The following is a 16583-nucleotide window of genomic DNA, read 5'->3' as shown; positions in this document are numbered from 1 at the left end:
CCTCGGCGTCCCGGCGGTTTCCTACCCCTGCTCGTGGAACGATGCAGGGGTAAGTCATGGCCATTCAGATCGCGGGGCATTTCCTGACCGGGGATCCGGTCCTTGATACCGATATTGGAGCGTTCAAGATCATCGACCGGGGCGGGTCGCTCACGCTGGTCGCCTCGTCCGGGCAGAACGGCGGACTTTCGACCTGGACCGTGGGATCGGCCGGCTCCGTTGCGGCGGTCGATACGGTGGTGTTCGGCGAAAGCTGGGTTGGGCGTACCGCGTCCGACATCGAGATCGTGGATCGGCCAGGCGGGGGCTATGAGGTCCTTGTCGGGTCCGCATCGCTCGGGGCGCTGACCGGCTATTCCCTCGGGGTCGACGGACAGATTGGCTCTGCCACGTCATGGGCCGGTCTGGGAACAGCGTTCGGGCGGGTTCTCGACTATGTCGACACGGGATTCGGCCTTGCCATGGTCGACACCAACGGCACGCTCGGCTTCGCCGTAAGGGGCACTGACGGCGCGATCACACCGGTCGTGACCTATGCCGATACTGCAACGAACCATTTGGCGCATGTGACAGCCGTTGCCACGGCGACGGTCGGAAGCCATCGGATTCTCATCGCCGGGGATGCTGGTGAGGACGGCGTGACGAGCTTCATCGTCGGCCCCGGTGGACTTCAGCAGGCTGATAGCCTCGCGGGAGGAATCGGTATCATGGACCCGACCGCGGTGGAGATCGTCAGTGTCGCGGGGCAATTCTATGCCATCATCGGATCGGCGCAGGGCGACAATGGTGCGCTTACGGTGCTGCATGTCGCTGAAAACGGCAGCCTGACCCGGGCCGACCACATTATGGATACGCAGGAAACCCGGTTCGGCGCGATCACCGCGATGGCCACGGTCGAGGTGGACGGACGGGTCTATCTCGGTGCCGGGGGGGCCGACGACGGGTTCTCGCTGTTCGTTCTCGTGCCGGGCGGGCAGTTGCAGCACCTCGCCACGATTGCGGACAATTGGACGACCGGCGCTTCCGGGCAGGCCGCTCTGGCCGACGTTGTGGCGATCGCGGCGGCCGAGATCGGGAACAAGCTGCGGTTCTTCGTGTCGAGCGGCGATGTAGCCGGGGTGTCGCAACTGACGTGGGACGTGAGTGCGCAGGGCGCGCAGCTTCAGGCACCGGCCGGAGGGGGCGCCCTGTCGGGCACAGCGCTCGACGACATCCTTGTGGGCGGCGCGGGAGACGACAATCTGATCGGCGGGGGTGGCCGGGACATCCTGATTGATGGAAAGGGTCTCGACACCATGACCGGTGGGTCCGGTGCAGATGTTTTCGTCCTTCGGTTTGACAGGGTCGAGGACAGGATCCTCGATTTCGATCCGGCTCAGGACAGGCTTGATCTTTCATCCTGGCCCTTCTTCTACGATGCGGCATCACTTTTGATTACGCCGACATCGAACGGGGCCGAGGTGCGGTTTCGCGACGAGGTGTTGATCCTGCAGTCTGCCTCGGGCGGGTCCCTGTCCGTCGCGCAGGTCCGTGCGGCTGTGGTCAATGGACCCGCCCGAGCGATTGACCTAGCTGACTTCACCATTCCTGCTCCGTCCGAACCTGAGGAAGAGACAGGCGGTGAAGGCGGAAGTGGTACGGGCGGGGAAACCGGGGGTGGTACGGGGGATCAGTCCGGGGGCGAAACCGGGGGTGAGTCTGGTGGCGGGACAGGCGATGCCTCGGGCGGGGACGCGGGCGACACCGCTGGTGGCGATCCGGACGATCCCGATGGAGGCGGAGGCACCGAGCCAGAGCCGGAGCCGGAACCGCCCTACGACAGATACTACACCGCCGGCAACGACCGCATCATCGGAACCTCGCGGTCCGAACGCATCCGTCTGTCCACCGGGTCGGACGTCGTCTCGACCGGCGCCGGTGACGATGTCGTCGATGGCGGGGCTGGTTACAAGCGTGTCTGGCTAGGAGATGGCAACGACGTCTTCCGTGACCTCGCGGGGAGCGGGTCGACGGACGGCGACGAGATACACGGGCAGGGAGGAAACGATACGATCGAGACCGGCGAGGGCGCGGATAGGGTTTACGGCGAAAGCGGTGACGACGTCATACACTCCGGAGCGGGCGCCGATACCGTCTATGGCGGTCTGGGCGCCGACCGGGTCTGGCTCGGCGCGGGCAATGACAAGTTCTACGACGACAAGAAAGACCGCTACACCGACGAAGTGCATGGGGGTGACGGCAACGATTACATTCGCGCCCTCGGTGGCAATGACCTGCTCTATGGCGATGCCGGGGCGGACCGCATCGCCGGGGGAAGCGGCAATGACACGATCTACGGCGGCTCGGAGGCGGATCGGCTCTCGGGCGAAAGTGGTAACGATGTCATCTATGGCGACGAGGGCTGGGACCGACTCTCGGGCGGTTCCGGCAACGATCGGCTCTATGGCGGTATCGGCAACGACTATCTGGACGGCGGGTCGGGCAACGATTTTCTCGACGGCGGTGATGGCGACGACGAGTTGCGGGCAAGCACCGGCCATGACCATGTCATCGGAGGTGCAGGCAACGACTTGATCGTCGGCGATTCCGGGCGGGACAGGCTCGAAGGTGGGGACGGAGACGACAGGATCTATGGCGGGTCCTGGGACGACGAGATCTGGGGTGGTGCCGGGAACGACTATCTGCATGGTGGCACCGGGAACGACGTCATCCATGGAGAGGATGGCGACGACGTGATCGTGACCGACAAGGGCAACGACAGGGTCCATGCCGGGGCCGGCAACGATGTCATCCATGGCCAATCGGGCTATGACAACCTTGCAGGTGGGGAGGGTAACGACACCCTCTATGGCGGTGACCACAATGACCGGCTGGCGGGTGATGACGGGGACGACGTGCTCCATGGGCAGAATGGTCACGACTACCTCTCCGGCGGCGCGGGAAACGACCGGATGTGGGGGGGGCGGCACAACGACACCCTAGACGGCGGCGAGGGCGACGACGAACTGCGCGGCCAGTGGGGCAACGACGTGCTTCGGGGCGGGGCCGGTAACGACATTGCCTATGGCGACAGCGGATCGGACCGGATCTGGGGCGGCGACGGAAACGACAGGCTGCGCGGAGGATCCTCGAACGACGTGATCTACGGTGGCAGCGGAGATGACGCGATTTATGGCGACAGCGAGAACGACACCCTCTACGGCGACGAGGGCGACGATACCCTTTTCGGTGGCAGCGGTTACGACAAGCTCTACGGCGGCAGCGGCAACGACACGCTCAAAGGGGAAAGCGCCAATGATTATCTCTACGGCGGTGACGGTGACGACATTCTCTACGGCGGAAGCGGCCACGACCGGCTCTATGGCGAGGCCGGGGCCAACACGCTCTTCGGGGAAAGCGGGAACGATTACCTCTACGGTGATGGGGGTGACGACAGTCTCGACGGTGGCACCGGCAACGACCGGCTTTATGGTCGCCTGGGCAATGACAGGCTCAATGGGGGAGACGGAAACGACTACTTGTCGGGACATGACGGAAACGACACCCTTCTCGGCGGCATCGGGAACGACAGCCTGTCCGGAGGCGCGGGAGACGACACCCTCGATGGCGAAGGCGGGCATGACAGAATCGACGGCGGTGACGGTGATGACCTGATCTCGGGCGGATGGGGCAAGGACACCATCACCGCGGGCTCGGGAAACGACACCGTCTATGCCGGAAGCTGGGATGACCGCGTCTGGGGCGGCGATGGCGACGACCAGATCTGGGGAGGCGACCATAACGACATCCTCTATGGCGAGGCCGGCAGCGACGCGCTCTATGGCGGGACCGGCAATGATCGTCTCTATGGCGGCGACTGGATGGATTTCCTTCATGGTGAAGACGGGAACGACCTGATCTACGGCGGAAACGGGGGCGACGCGATCTACGGTGGAACCGGGCATGATCGGCTCTATGGGCAAAGCGGCGCAGACTCCATCGCGGGGAACGACGGGAATGACACCATCGACGGAGGCAGCGGCGCCGACTTTCTGTTTGGCGGCGCGGGCAAGGACCGGATCTATGGCCGCGACGATGCCGACACGATCGACGGCGGCGCGGAACTCGACGTCATCATCGGAGGCAGGGGTGACGACACCTTGCTTGGCGGAGAGGGGACCGACCATTTCCATTTCTACAAGGGTGATGGAAACGACGTGATCCGCGATTTCGCACTGGGCGAAAGGCTCTACATGCACAGCATCTCCTCGCGCTCGGTGGGAATCTCGGTTCAGGGGGAAGACACTCTCATCCAGTTCGGGGCGGATTCGATCCTGCTCGAGGGCTTCGTGGACCAAACCTTCGATATTCACGACCTCTTTTTCGTGCGGTAAGGGGGCCAAGGCAGGCCAAGAAGGGAAAGTGTCATGAGTGTCGGGTCGGAGTGGATGGCGGTGGATTGGGGGAGAACCCGACTGCGCGTCTGGATCATGAATGCGGACGGCACGGTGCTCGACGAGCTTTCCTCGGATGATGGCAGCGACGGTCTTGGAGCCGGTGACCTCGAGCCGACGTTGGCACGGCTGATCGCGGGTCATCTGCAAGACGATGCCGAGACGGACGTCATCATTGCGGGGCCGGTGGCGATGCCAGGGCTCTGGTGTGGGGGCGATCTTCGCACGGTGCCCTGCAAACCGCCGGGGCCGGGTGACCTGACGCGAGCGCGGGTCCGGGACGAGCGTCTTCGCGTGTCTCTTGTGCGCGGCATCGGGCAGAACAAGCCGGACGCGCTCATGTTTGCCGACGCACTTCGCGTCGCGGGTCTCCTTGCCGGATCGCCGGGGTTCGATGGCGTGGTCTGCCAGCCTGGTCCCGTGTCTCATTGGGTGCACGTCAGTGCAGGCGAGATCGTGAGTTTCCAGCAGGTTCTGACGGGGAAGCTCATGGACATGACGGCGCGTGCCGTGGGCATTTCCCCGCAGGGTCCGCAGGCGCCGAATGATTTTCTGGCCGCTTTCGATGACATGCTGTCGAAACCGCAGGCGATGGCCGCCCGGATCGGCGCGGTCGAGGCGGGCCTGATGATGGACCGCTTCGGAGCGGACGTGGCGCGCGCCCGTATTGCGGGGGTTTTCGTCGGGGCTGAACTGGCCGCGACCAAACCCTACTGGCTCGGGCAGCGGGTGGCGCTTGTCGACGGTGGCGACCTGTATCAAGGCGCGCTGTCGTCGTTGGGTATCGCAGCAGAGGTGTTTGACGAGGGTGAAATGCTGCTGGCGGGCTTTCGAACGGTGATGGCGGGTTCGTCGCGCGTGACCTGATCGAAACCCGTGTCTCGCAGTCGAAGATCCCGATTGATTTTGGCAGCGATTCTGACCTAATGGCGGCGTCTCGTTTCCGGGACGGCGCGCGGAGTCATGGGCATCATGTCGTTCGATCAAATCCTCGTCCTGCTGGTGCTGGCCGCGGTGTTCATCAGCTTCTTTCGCGAAATCTATCCGCCCGAGGTCACGGCGCTGGGCGCTTCGGCGCTTCTGATCGCCACGGGCGTGATCAGCACGAATGACTTCCTCAAGGTCTTCTCGAACTCGGCACCGATCACCATTGCCATGATGTTCATCCTTTCGGCCGCGCTGGAGCGCACCGGGGTGCTCGAGCTGATCGGGGAGTTCCTCAAGAAGCAGGCGCGAGGGTCGCTCTTGCGATCGCTCCTTCTGATGATGGTCGGCACGGCCGGGGCCTCCGCCTTCATGAACAATACGCCGGTGGTGATTCTGCTCACCCCGATCATGATCTCGCTCGCGGGGTCGGTCGGGGTCGCACCGTCGCGGCTTCTCATCCCGCTCTCCTTCGCGGCGATCTTTGGCGGAACGCTCACGCTCGTGGGAACTTCAACAAACATCCTGATGAGCGGCGTGGCCACCGAAGCGGGGCAGCCGCCGATCTCCATGTTCGAAATGACCCTTCCCGGGTTGATCATGGCCGGTGTCGGCGTCGTCTACATGATCCTCGCGGGGCGGTTTCTGTTGCCGGATCGCGCTTCGCTGTCCTCCATGCTCGGACAACAGCAGAAGCGGCGTTTCCTCGCGCGGCTTCTGATCCCCCATGACAGCCGATACGTGGGCAAGACCCTCGCCGATCTCCCCTTCAACGGGAACGCACGGGTGCTCGACGTCGTGCGGGGCGAGGTTTCGCTGCGTCGGACGCTGCGGGATACCGTGCTGGAGCCGGGCGACCGGATCGTGATCAAGACCGATACCGGCGAAATCCTCGGCCTGCGCGAGGACGGCGCGGTGGTGTTCAACGATCTTGACGAAACCGGGTTCGAGCCCGTGACCGCCGATCAGACCATCACCATGGAGGCGAGCATCGGGCCCAATTCGCATCTGCGCGGTCGGCTCGTGCGTGACCTGAAGCTGCGAAGGAAATACGGCGTCTACCTCATGGCGATTCACCGGCAGGATCAGAATCTGTCGCAAGAGTTGCAGGACCTCCGTTTGCAGTTCGCGGATACGCTTCTTCTCGAAGGGCCCATGGAGGGGATCCAGCGGCTCATGGAAGACGGCGGGATCGTGAACTTGACCGCCCCCGCGGACAAACCCCTGCGCCGGAACAAAGCGCCCATCGCCATCGCGGCGATTATTGCGGTCATGCTTCTGTCGGCCTTCGACGTGATGCCCATTGCCGGGCTCGCGGTCATCGGGGCGGTGGTCGTCATGATGACCCGCTGCGTGGACCCGGAGGATGCCTTCGAGGCGATCGACTGGCGGATTCTGTTCCTCATCTTCGGCATGCTGGGCCTGAGCCAAGGGCTCGAGGCGACGGGGACCGTCGCGCTGATCGTGGATTGGGTCGTCGCGCGGGTCAGTTGGATGGGGCCGGTCGCGATCTTGGCGGCGGTCTACGTGCTGACCTCGGTTCTGACCGAAATGGTGTCTAACAACGCCGTGACGGTGCTGGTCGGGCCTCTGGCCATCGCGCTTGCGCTCCAGCTTGGTTACGATCCGCGGCCCTTCATCATGGCGGTCATGTTCGCGGCCTCGGCCAGTTTCGCGACCCCCATCGGATATCAGACGAATACCTTCGTCTACTCCGCCGGGGGCTACAAGTTCCGCGACTTCCTCGTCGTCGGCGTGCCGCTCAATATCCTCTTCGCCGTAATGGCGATCATCGTGATCCCGATCTTCTTTCCGTTCTGAGCGCTGTCAGTCGCGCGCGACCGAGACGGCTTTCAGAACGGCGAAAAGATCCTGACCGGGGCGCAGGGCGAGCGCCTCGGCCGACCGGCGGGTGATGCGCGCGAGCAGGAGGTTGCCGCCCGCGTCGAGCTGGACAAGCGCGCCGGGACCCGAGCCTTGCCGGATCGCCCGGACCTTGGCCGGAAAGGTGTTGAGGGCCGAGATACCCTCGGGCTTCGTGAGGGCGAGCATGACATCCTGCGCCTCGATCCGCACCCGGAGCGAGGTTCCGGGATCGCGGGGGATATGCGGCAGGAGCAGGCTCAGCGGCCCGGCGGCAAGCTCGGTCAGCCCGTCGTCATGATGCCGCGTCACCGTCGCGTCGAGCACGGCGCCGGCTTCGGAGACGCCCAGTGGCGTGACCTGCGGGTCGGAGAGCACATCTGCGGCGGGACCGATGCGCACGACCCGGCCCTCTTCAAGGACCACGACCGTCGTGGCAAGGCGGGCGACCTCGGCTGCGGAATGGCTCACATAGAGCACGGGGATCTGCAACTCGTCGCGCAGGCGCTCGAAGTAGGGCAGGATCTCGGCCTTGCGGTCGGCATCGAGCGCGGCCAGCGGTTCGTCGGCGAGGATCATCGCAGGATCGGACAACAGCGCGCGTCCAATGGCGACACGTTGTTTCTCGCCGCCCGACAAGGTGGCGGGGCGCCGGGACAGCAAGGGGCCGATCCCCAGCATGTCGATGATACGGGCGGGGTCGGCCTGTCGCGTGGCCTTCGGTCGGAACCAGCGCCCATAGTCGAGGTTCTGGCGCACGGTAAGATGCGGAAAAAGGCGGGCGTCCTGAAAGACATAGCCAAGCCGGCGTGTGTGGGGCGGCAGGTTGGTCGCCGCATCGAAAAGCGTCCGCCCGTCGACCGTGATCGACCCTTTGTCCGGCGTGGAAAGCCCCGCAACCGCGTTGATGACACTGGTCTTGCCGGACCCGGAGCGCCCGAAGAGCACGGTGATCCCCGCCGGAGCCTCGAACGCCACGTCGAGGGTGAAGTCGCCAAGGCGTTTGCCGATATCGACCGACAGGCTCATGTGCGCATCCGTCGCGCGAGACGTTGGGCGAGGACCTCGGACGCGATCAGGGCCAGCATGGCGATGGCGACGGAGACAAGGACGAGACGCAGCGCAGCGTTTTCTCCGTCCGGCACCTGAAGGAAGGCATAGATTGCGGAGGGAAGTGTCTGTGTCCTTCCCGGAATGTTCGACACGAAGGTGATCGTCGCGCCGAATTCTCCCATGGCCTTCGCAAAGGCGAGGATCGCGCCGGCCAGGATGCCCGGCAGGATAAGCGGCAGCGTCACCGTCGCGAAGGACCAGAGCCGGGAGGCGCCAAGGGTGCCTGCGGCCTGTTCCAGCCGGGGATCGACAGCCTCGATAGAGAGCCGGATCGCGCGCACCATGAGGGGGAAGGCCATGATGCCGGCGGCCAGTGCCGCGCCGGTCCATGAGAAGGCAAAGGTGATGCCGATCTTGGCGAGAGGCGCGCCGATGGGGCCCTGCGTCCCGAAGGTCAGGAGGAGCAGGTACCCGGTGACCACGGGCGGCAGGATCAGCGGCAGGTGGACGATGCCGTTCAGCACCTGCTTGCCGGGAAACCGCCAGCGGGCGAGGGCATAGGCGATGAAGATACCGATGGGAAGCGAAACGACCGTGGCCACCGCCGAGACCCGCAACGAGAGCGCGACGGCCTGCCATTCCTCGGGGCCGAGCCAGGTCATTCGCCGGCGATGACCTTGAACCCCTGCGCTTCGAAGACCTGACGGGCTTCGGGGCCCTCGAGGAAATCGAGGAACTCTTCTGTCACCGGATTGTCTGACGATGCGAGCGCGGCGGCGGGGTAGACGATGCGGGGATGGCTGTCGGTCGGGAAGGTGCCGACCACGGTGACGGCGGGTTCGGCACTGGCATCGGTCCGATAGACGATCCCGAAGGGCGCTTCGCCGGTCGCGACAAGGGCGAGCGCGGCGCGCACGTTGTCGGCCTGCGCGACGCGGTCTTCGAGCGACGACCACAGGCCAAGGGTCTCTAACGCGGCCTTGCCGTATTGACCGGCGGGAACCGCATCGACCAGCGCCATGGCGAGGAAGCCGTTGCCAAGCATCCCTGCAAGGTCGAGGTTTCCATCAATAGTGACGGGGTCCAGTGCTTCGTGCGCGACCAGCACGATCTCGTTTTCCAGCAGGTCGGTGCGGCTGTCAGGGTCGATCAATGTCTGGTCGGCAAGGGTGTTCATCCACTCGAGGCTGGCCGAGATGAAGACGTCGCCCGGGATAGCCTGTTCGATCTGGCGCGCGAGCGCGGAGGACCCCGCGTAGCTCGCCACGACATCGTGTCCTGTCGCAGCCTGGAACGACAGCGCAATCTCGTCCAGCGCGGTCTTGAGCGAGGCGGCGGCAAGCACCGTGACCTCGCCCGCGCGGGCGGTCAGGGGCAGGAGGAAAACGACGGAGGCAAGAGCAAGACGAAGCATGGGACCCCTGTTCTGTTATGTTTCGCCAAACATATCGCAGCGGGGCGCGCGGTTTGGCAAGCGTTATTTCCTGTGGACCATATCCGACAATAGTCGCTCCATTGCGTCGATCTCCTGCGCGCCGCCGGTCAGGGCGACGGCTTCGAGCGCGCGGTAATGGGCAAGGACGGCCTCACCCGTTTCGGTCAGATGCGCCCCGCCGCCCTTAGGTCCGCCACGGCTGCTTTCCACGACGGGGGCGCGGAACATGGCGTTCATCACCTCGACCAGTGACCAGGCACGCTTGTAGCTCATACCCATGGCCCGGCCCGCGGCCGAAATCGACCCCGTGTCCCTGATGTGTTCGAGAAGCTCGGCCTTGCCCGGTCCCATCATCTCGCCCGGGGCGAAATAGAGCCTGAGGCGCAGGCGGGGAAAGGGAGCGTCTGTCATGGACAAAGACCTGCCACGCCGCAGCCGGACTTGGCAAGCGCGTGCAACAAGGGCAGGGTTCGCGCGTTGTGACCCGACACGCACCGGAACGCCCATGAAGCCCAAACAGACCCTCGCGGCCGTCACAGAGCGCATCGAAGCGGCCACGCTGGTCGTCCTGATGCTGATGGCCGCCGCGCTCTGGGCGTTCTTCGCGCTGGCCGGCGAGATGACCGAGGGTGACCTTCACGCCTTTGACGAGGCGGTGCTCATGGCTCTTCGGGTGTCTGGGGACCTCAACAATCCGATCGGCGGAACCGAGGTCGAAACCGCGATGCGCGATCTTACGGCGCTGGGTGGTATCACGGTCCAAGTTCTTCTGGCCGTGTTCGTCTTCGTCTTTCTGCTGTTACGCCGGCGTCGTGGCTCCGCACTCCTGCTTGCCGTCGCGGTGATCGGGGGACAGGTGCTGTCGCATTTCTTCAAGGGGTTCTTCGACCGACCCAGACCGGATCTCGTGCCGCATGGGGTCGAGGTGGCGACAGCTTCGTTCCCCTCGGGCCATTCGATGATGGCGACAGTGACCTATCTGACGCTTGCCGTACTTCTTGCGCGCGTCGAGGATCGGGTGCGGCTACGGGTGTTCTACGTCGTGGTCGCCGCGACGCTCGCCGGGCTCGTGGGGGTCAGCCGGGTCTATCTCGGCGTTCACTGGCCGTCGGACGTGCTGGCAGGATGGACCCTTGGCGCAGCCTGGGCGCTGGCCGTGTTCCTGTTCGCGCGGCTCCTTGCAAGCCGGGGTCAGATCGACCCGGACAAACCCGTCACATCGTCGGACGCCTGACTGTCAGGACCCGCTGACTTCGTCCAGAAGCCGCGTCAGGATGAGCGCTGCGCCACCCAGCAGAAGGGAACGGCCGATCGAATCGGTCACGTTGGTGGGCGCGAAGGCCTCGACCCCGTCGCGCCCGACCTTTGCCACTCGGGACACCCGCGAGGTGCCCGACACGCCGTCATCGTCCGACTGTCGCGGCGCAGGCACTTCGCCGAACCGGGGCTTGGAGACAAGCAACCATGCCCCCACCGCGAGCATGCCACTGCCATAAAAAAGTGGCGCCAGGCGAGGGCTCGCGCGGCGGTCGAGCCATCGGGTGGCCGGGGGTTCGTCAATGGGAATCAACTGGGTCATGTTCGCCTCCATTCGGGAAGCAAACACCCGACACGCGCAAAGCGTTCCCTCATGGGAGGCGTCCGGCAGACGGACGATCGTTTTCGTGCAAGTGGTGAGCCGTGCAGGATTCGAACCTGCGACCCACTGATTAAAAGTCAGTTGCTCTACCAACTGAGCTAACGGCCCACTGTGGCGCGCTGACTAAAGAGCGGCGGCAATGGGGTCAAGCCCCAAATTCCGGGAATCTAGCGACTTTCTTGTCGGAGGGGCGTCGCGATCCATGCTGCGTGCTGGAAAACCACATCTGACAGGCGTATATGCGCGCCATGGACGCCAGCCGTGCAGACAAGAGCCTGTCATTCATGAAATGGCATGGGGCCGGAAATGACTTCGTGATCGTCGATTCACGGGGGCAATCGGCGCGCGTGACGGAACCCTTGGCCCGCGCGCTGGGCGACCGGCATCGGGGCGTGGGATTCGATCAACTCGCGGAGATTCGCGACAGCGACGCAGCGGACATCGACCTCGATTTCTGGAACGTGGACGGGAGCCGTGCGGGCGCTTGTGGCAACGCCACCCGCTGCGTGGCGCGATACATGTTCGACCAGACCGGGAAGGACGGGATCACGATTCGAACCGCGCGCGGGCTGCTCGAGGCGCGGCTGATCGACGGTGCGGTTCATGTGAACATGGGGCACCCGCAGTTCGACTGGCGCGAGGTGCCACTGGCGCATGAGATGGCGGTCGACCACCTGCCGCTCGATGGCGATCCGATGGCGGTGGGCATGGGCAACCCCCATGCGGTGTTCTTCGTCGAGGATGCCGAGGCCGTAGACGTTGCCGGCTGGGGACGCGCGGTCGAGACCGATCCGCTTTTCCCGGCGCGCACCAATGTGGAGTTCGCCCAGGTCCGGTCGCGCGAGGAAATCCGGATGCGGGTCTGGGAACGCGGAACGGGGATCACGCTTGCCTGTGGCTCGGGTGCCTGCGCCACGGCTGTGGCCGCCGCGACCCGGGGCCTGACCGAGCGCAAGGTGCGGATCGAGGTCGATGGCGGCTGGCTACTGCTCGATTGGCGCGAGGACGGCGTCTGGATGACCGGGCCAACGGCGCATGTCGCGGACGCGACGTTGACCGAGGACTTCCTGTCCCGCGTATCGGAGACGGTCTGATGGAGTCCAAGGCGCCGATCTTCGCGACGCTCGGCTGTCGCCTGAACGCCTATGAGACCGAAGCCATGAAGGCGCTCGCCGATGCGGCGGGGGTGAACGACGCGGTCGTGGTGAACACCTGTGCGGTGACGGCGGAAGCCGTGCGCAAGGCGCGGCAGGAGATCCGCAAGCTCCGGCGCGACAATCCGAACGCCAAGCTGATCGTCACTGGGTGCGCGGCCCAGACCGAGCCCGAAACCTTTGCCGCGATGTCCGAGGTCGATCTGGTGGTCGGCAATGCCGAGAAGATGGAGCCTGCCACCTGGATGGGCCTCATGGAGCGGACTGAAAAGGTGCAGGTCGACGACATCATGTCGGTGACGGAAACCGCCGGGCACCTGATCGACGGCTTCGGCACCCGCTCCCGCGCATATGTGCAGGTCCAGAACGGCTGCGACCACCGCTGCACGTTCTGCATCATCCCCTATGGCCGGGGCAATTCACGCTCGGTGCCCGCAGGCGTGGTCGTGGACCAGATCAAGCGGCTGGTGGACCGGGGCTATAACGAGGTCGTCCTGACTGGTGTCGACCTGACGTCCTGGGGCGGCGATCTGCCCGGCACGCCGCGGCTTGGCGATCTGGTGATGCGTATCCTCCGGCTGGTGCCTGACCTCGCGCGGCTGCGGATTTCGTCCATCGACAGTATCGAGGCGGACGACAACCTGATGCTGGCCATCGCCACCGAATCGCGGCTCATGCCCCATCTGCACCTCAGTCTCCAGCATGGCGACGACCTTATCCTGAAGCGGATGAGGCGTCGGCACCTGCGCGACGATGCGATCCGCTTTTGTGAAGAAGCGCGGCGCCTGCGCCCGGGGATCACCTTCGGGGCCGACATCATCGCGGGGTTTCCGACAGAGACCGAGGCGCATTTCGAGAACTCGCTGAAGCTGGTCGAGGACTGCGACCTGACCTGGCTTCACGTCTTCCCCTATTCCGCGCGGGAGGGCACGCCGGCGGCGCGCATTCCCCAGAAGGTCAGCGGGCCGGTGATCAAGGACCGTGCAGCGCGTCTTCGGGCCGCAGGGGACGCGGCCGTGCAGAAACACTTGTCCGGGCAGGTCGGCGTCGTGCACGACGTCCTGATGGAGAACCCGCGCATGGGGCGCACGGCCCATTTCGCGGAGGTCGTCTTCGACACCGACCAGCCAGAAGGCCGGATCGTGCGCACCACCGTGACGGGCTTCGCCGGCACGCAGTTGAGGGCCTGAGCCATCCATCCCAACCGTGCCTTCCGAACCGAAACGCTGAGCCGAAATCTGGAGTTTGTGCGGCGTCGCGTGTTTGGAACGCTTGCCATGAATGGCGAGGGCGGTCCCATAGTGGCCCATGTGCCTGTGCTCTTGTCTGACGACGGCCGCACGGTCGAGGCGCATCTGGTGCGGTCGAACCCGATCGTGCGCGCGTTGGACAGGCCGCATCGGGCGGTCATCGCGATGACCGGTCCGGACGGATACATCTCGCCCGATTGGTACGAGAGCGAGGATCAGGTGCCGACGTGGAACTATGTCGCGGTTCATATCCGCGGCATGCTGGAACGACTGCCCGACGGTGCGATGCGAGGACTTCTCGACCGGCAGTCGGCGGCCTACGAGGCGCGTCTGCTGCCAAAACCCCCATGGTTGGTGGACAAGGTGGACGAGACGGCGCTCGCCAGACTTCTGCGGGCCATTGTCCCGGTCCGCATGACCGTCCAGGATGTCGACGGCACATGGAAACTGTCGCAGAACAAGGCCGAGGCGGATCGGCTAGGCGCGAGGGACCACGTGACGATGGGGCTCGGCTCCGAGTTGTTCGAGCTTCAGCGATTGATGGGCGACCCGTAGGTCCCGCCATATTCACGCCAAAGCCGCCTCGACGCCTTCCTTCTCCCGAAAAGCCGGGCATCGCGAGCGCTTCGGGCGTTGCGAAAAGGCGACGGTCGACGCCGCCTAGTATCCCTCTGCAACATTTCAACCTTTTCGCCCGGTCTTGCGTGCCTGTGCGCGTTTGTCCGCTGGACGCTTGGGGATTCTGCCGCTAAACACCGCCGCGATGGGCTGCGCGGGACTGCGGCCCCTTGTCGTGTAGCCAAGCCGCCGCCGTGCGGTGCGAAAAAGGGAGAAACTCTCGTGTCACACGCAGACGACCACCAAGGGACCCGGAGGGACTTCCTCTACTACGCCACCGCTGGCGCGGGTGTCGTGGCGACCGGGGCCGCCGTCTGGCCGCTGGTCAACCAAATGAACCCCTCTGCCGACGTGCGTGCGCTCGCCTCGATCCGGGTCGACATCTCGGGTGTCGCGGAAGGCAGCCAGCTCACGGTGCAGTGGCTCGGCAAGCCGGTCTTCATCCGGCACCGCACTCAGGAAGAGATCGACAGCGCGAACGCGACCGATATTTCCGAGCTTCCCGACCAGAACGCGCGCAACGCGAATATCTCCGCCGATGCGGACGCGAGCGACGTGAACCGGACGCTCGACGAAGATGAGAAATGGCTCGTCATGATGGGTGTCTGCACGCACCTTGGCTGTGTTCCGATCGGGAACGGCGCCGGTGACTACGAGGGCTGGTATTGCCCCTGCCACGGGTCGCACTACGACGCCGCAGGCCGTATCCGCCGGGGACCCGCACCCGAGAACCTCCCGGTTCCGGTCGCGCAGTTCCTCGACGAATCCACCATTCAGCTGGGCTAAGGGAGACAAAGATGGCTGGTATCCCCCACGACCATTACGAGCCGAAGTCCGGCTTTGGAAAATGGCTGCATTCGCGGCTTCCCATCGTATCCTTGGCGTATGACACGCTGATGATCCCGACGCCGAAGAACCTGAACTGGTGGTGGATCTGGGGCATCGTCCTCGCATTCTGCCTCGTGCTTCAGATCGTCACCGGCGTCATCCTCGTGATGCATTACACGCCGCATGTGGACATGGCCTTCGCCTCTGTCGAACACATCATGCGTGACGTGAACGGCGGCTTCTTCATCCGCTACCTGCACGCCAACGGCGCGTCGCTGTTCTTCGCGGCGGTCTATATCCACATGTTCCGTGGCCTTTTCTACGGTTCCTACAAGGCGCCGCGCGAAGTGACCTGGATCATCGGGATGCTGATCTACCTCGCCATGATGGCGACCGGCTTCCTGGGCTACGTTCTGCCCTGGGGTCAGATGTCGTTCTGGGGTGCCACGGTGATCACCGGCCTCTTCGGCGCGATCCCCTTCATCGGCCCGGACATCCAGACCTGGCTCTTGGGCGGACCGGCGGTGGACAACGCCACGCTGAACCGCTTCTTCTCGCTCCACTACCTTCTGCCCTTCGTGATCGCGGCGCTCGTTGCCGTGCACATCTGGGCCTTCCACACCACGGGCAACAACAACCCCACCGGTGTCGAGGTGCGTCGCGGCTCGAAAGAAGAAGCCAAGAAAGACACGCTGCCCTTCTGGCCCTATTTCGTGATCAAGGACCTCTTTGCGCTGGCGATCGTCCTGATCGTCTTCTGGGCGATCGTGGGCTTCATGCCGAACTACTTCGGTCACCCCGACAACTACATCGAGGCGAACCCGCTCGCCACGCCCGCGCATATCGTTCCGGAATGGTACTTCCTGCCGTTCTACGCGATCCTGCGGGCCTTCACGGCGGACGTCTGGGTCGTGGCTGCGGTCGACTGGATCACTGGTGGCATCATCGACGCGAAGTTCTTCGGTGTGCTCGCGATGTTCGGCGCCATCGCCGTCATGGCGCTGACCCCTTGGCTCGACACCTCGTCGGTGCGCTCGGGTCAGTATCGTCCGGCGTTCAAGTGGTGGTACCGCCTGCTCGTCATCGACTTCCTCGTCCTGATGTGGTCGGGCGCCCAGTCCACGGATCACCCCTACGACTACATCTCGCTGATCGCTTCCACCTACTGGTTCGCCTACTTCCTCGTGATCCTCCCGCTTCTGGGCGTGTTCGAGAAGCCGACGACACCGCCGGCGACCATCGAGGAAGACTTCAAACACCACTATCCCGACGCCCCGACGGCGGCCGAGTGAGAGAGGGTCTTAAGACAATGATCAAGAAACTCACCCTTACGGCGATCACCGCCCTCGCGCTCAGCACCTATGGTGTGACCGCGCAGGACACGAC

14 protein-coding genes and 1 tRNA gene are annotated in these 16583 nt (G+C 64.6%); 9 read left to right on the top strand and 6 right to left on the bottom strand.

What is annotated here, in order from left to right:
• Positions 1-56: 56 nt before the first annotated feature.
• From KJP29_RS18285 to KJP29_RS18275, 3 genes are all read left to right on the top strand, one after another.
• Entirely contained in the window at positions 57-4373 is a 4317-nt protein-coding gene (locus tag KJP29_RS18285) for a calcium-binding protein (RefSeq protein WP_218465072.1), read from the top strand.
• A gap of 33 nt (positions 4374-4406) precedes the next feature.
• On the top strand, positions 4407-5300 hold the full coding sequence (locus tag KJP29_RS18280; protein ID WP_218465071.1) for a 2-dehydro-3-deoxygalactonokinase: 894 nt from the start codon (positions 4407-4409) through the stop codon (positions 5298-5300).
• 105 nt (positions 5301-5405) lie between these two features.
• Positions 5406-7178, top strand: a complete 1773-nt coding sequence (locus KJP29_RS18275) for an SLC13 family permease (RefSeq protein ID WP_218465070.1) — start codon at positions 5406-5408, stop codon at positions 7176-7178.
• A gap of 6 nt (positions 7179-7184) precedes the next feature.
• Here the strand turns inward: KJP29_RS18275 and modC are convergent, their stop codons facing one another.
• The 4 genes from modC to KJP29_RS18255 all read right to left on the bottom strand — a co-directional run bounded on the left by modC (position 7185) and on the right by KJP29_RS18255 (position 10119).
• Complete coding sequence (gene modC, locus KJP29_RS18270; RefSeq protein ID WP_218465069.1) at positions 7185-8249, bottom strand: molybdenum ABC transporter ATP-binding protein; 1065 nt, start codon at positions 8247-8249, stop codon at positions 7185-7187.
• Entirely contained in the window at positions 8246-8935 is a 690-nt protein-coding gene (gene modB, locus KJP29_RS18265) for a molybdate ABC transporter permease subunit (protein WP_218465068.1), read from the bottom strand. The genes modC and modB overlap by 4 nt, the downstream gene beginning before the upstream one ends.
• Positions 8932-9687 (bottom strand): molybdate ABC transporter substrate-binding protein, encoded by a 756-nt coding sequence (gene modA, locus KJP29_RS18260; RefSeq protein WP_218465067.1) that lies wholly within the window; start codon positions 9685-9687, stop codon positions 8932-8934. Before modA ends, modB begins: the two co-directional genes overlap by 4 nt.
• 63 nt (positions 9688-9750) lie before the next feature.
• A complete protein-coding gene (locus KJP29_RS18255; RefSeq protein ID WP_218465066.1) occupies positions 9751-10119 on the bottom strand; it encodes a winged helix-turn-helix domain-containing protein in 369 nt (122 codons plus the stop codon).
• A gap of 94 nt (positions 10120-10213) precedes the next feature.
• Here KJP29_RS18255 and KJP29_RS18250 point away from each other — a divergent pair, with 94 nt between their 5' ends.
• Positions 10214-10942 (top strand): phosphatase PAP2 family protein, encoded by a 729-nt coding sequence (locus KJP29_RS18250; RefSeq protein ID WP_218465065.1) that lies wholly within the window; start codon positions 10214-10216, stop codon positions 10940-10942.
• A gap of 3 nt (positions 10943-10945) precedes the next feature.
• Here KJP29_RS18250 and KJP29_RS18245 read toward each other — a convergent pair whose 3' ends face one another.
• Together KJP29_RS18245 and KJP29_RS18240 are read right to left on the bottom strand one after the other, a co-directional pair.
• Positions 10946-11287: a hypothetical protein gene (locus tag KJP29_RS18245; protein WP_218465064.1), complete on the bottom strand. Its 342-nt coding sequence runs from the start codon at positions 11285-11287 to the stop codon at positions 10946-10948.
• A 92-nt stretch (positions 11288-11379) separates the two neighbouring features.
• Positions 11380-11455: transfer RNA gene (locus KJP29_RS18240), tRNA-Lys, on the bottom strand.
• Between the two features lie 140 nt (positions 11456-11595).
• Here KJP29_RS18240 and dapF point away from each other — a divergent pair.
• The 5 genes from dapF to petB all read left to right on the top strand — a co-directional run bounded on the left by dapF (position 11596) and on the right by petB (position 16489).
• Positions 11596-12441, top strand: a complete 846-nt coding sequence (dapF, locus tag KJP29_RS18235; protein ID WP_255553750.1) for a diaminopimelate epimerase — start codon at positions 11596-11598, stop codon at positions 12439-12441.
• Complete coding sequence (gene mtaB, locus KJP29_RS18230) at positions 12441-13691, top strand: tRNA (N(6)-L-threonylcarbamoyladenosine(37)-C(2))-methylthiotransferase MtaB (protein ID WP_218465062.1); 1251 nt, start codon at positions 12441-12443, stop codon at positions 13689-13691. Before dapF ends, mtaB begins: the two co-directional genes overlap by 1 nt.
• 3 nt (positions 13692-13694) lie before the next feature.
• On the top strand, positions 13695-14306 hold the full coding sequence (locus KJP29_RS18225; protein WP_218465259.1) for an FMN-binding negative transcriptional regulator: 612 nt from the start codon (positions 13695-13697) through the stop codon (positions 14304-14306).
• 285 nt (positions 14307-14591) lie between these two features.
• Positions 14592-15155: a ubiquinol-cytochrome c reductase iron-sulfur subunit gene (petA, locus tag KJP29_RS18220; RefSeq protein ID WP_218465061.1), complete on the top strand. Its 564-nt coding sequence runs from the start codon at positions 14592-14594 to the stop codon at positions 15153-15155.
• Between the two features lie 11 nt (positions 15156-15166).
• Positions 15167-16489 (top strand): cytochrome b, encoded by a 1323-nt coding sequence (petB, locus tag KJP29_RS18215; protein ID WP_218465060.1) that lies wholly within the window; start codon positions 15167-15169, stop codon positions 16487-16489.
• The last annotated feature ends 94 nt before the right edge of the window (positions 16490-16583 follow it).

Origin of the sequence: Maritimibacter sp. DP1N21-5, from assembly GCF_019218295.1 — a bacterium.
In the GTDB taxonomy this organism is placed as follows: domain Bacteria; phylum Pseudomonadota; class Alphaproteobacteria; order Rhodobacterales; family Rhodobacteraceae; genus Maritimibacter.
This window is presented reverse-complemented; position numbering and strand designations above follow the sequence as displayed.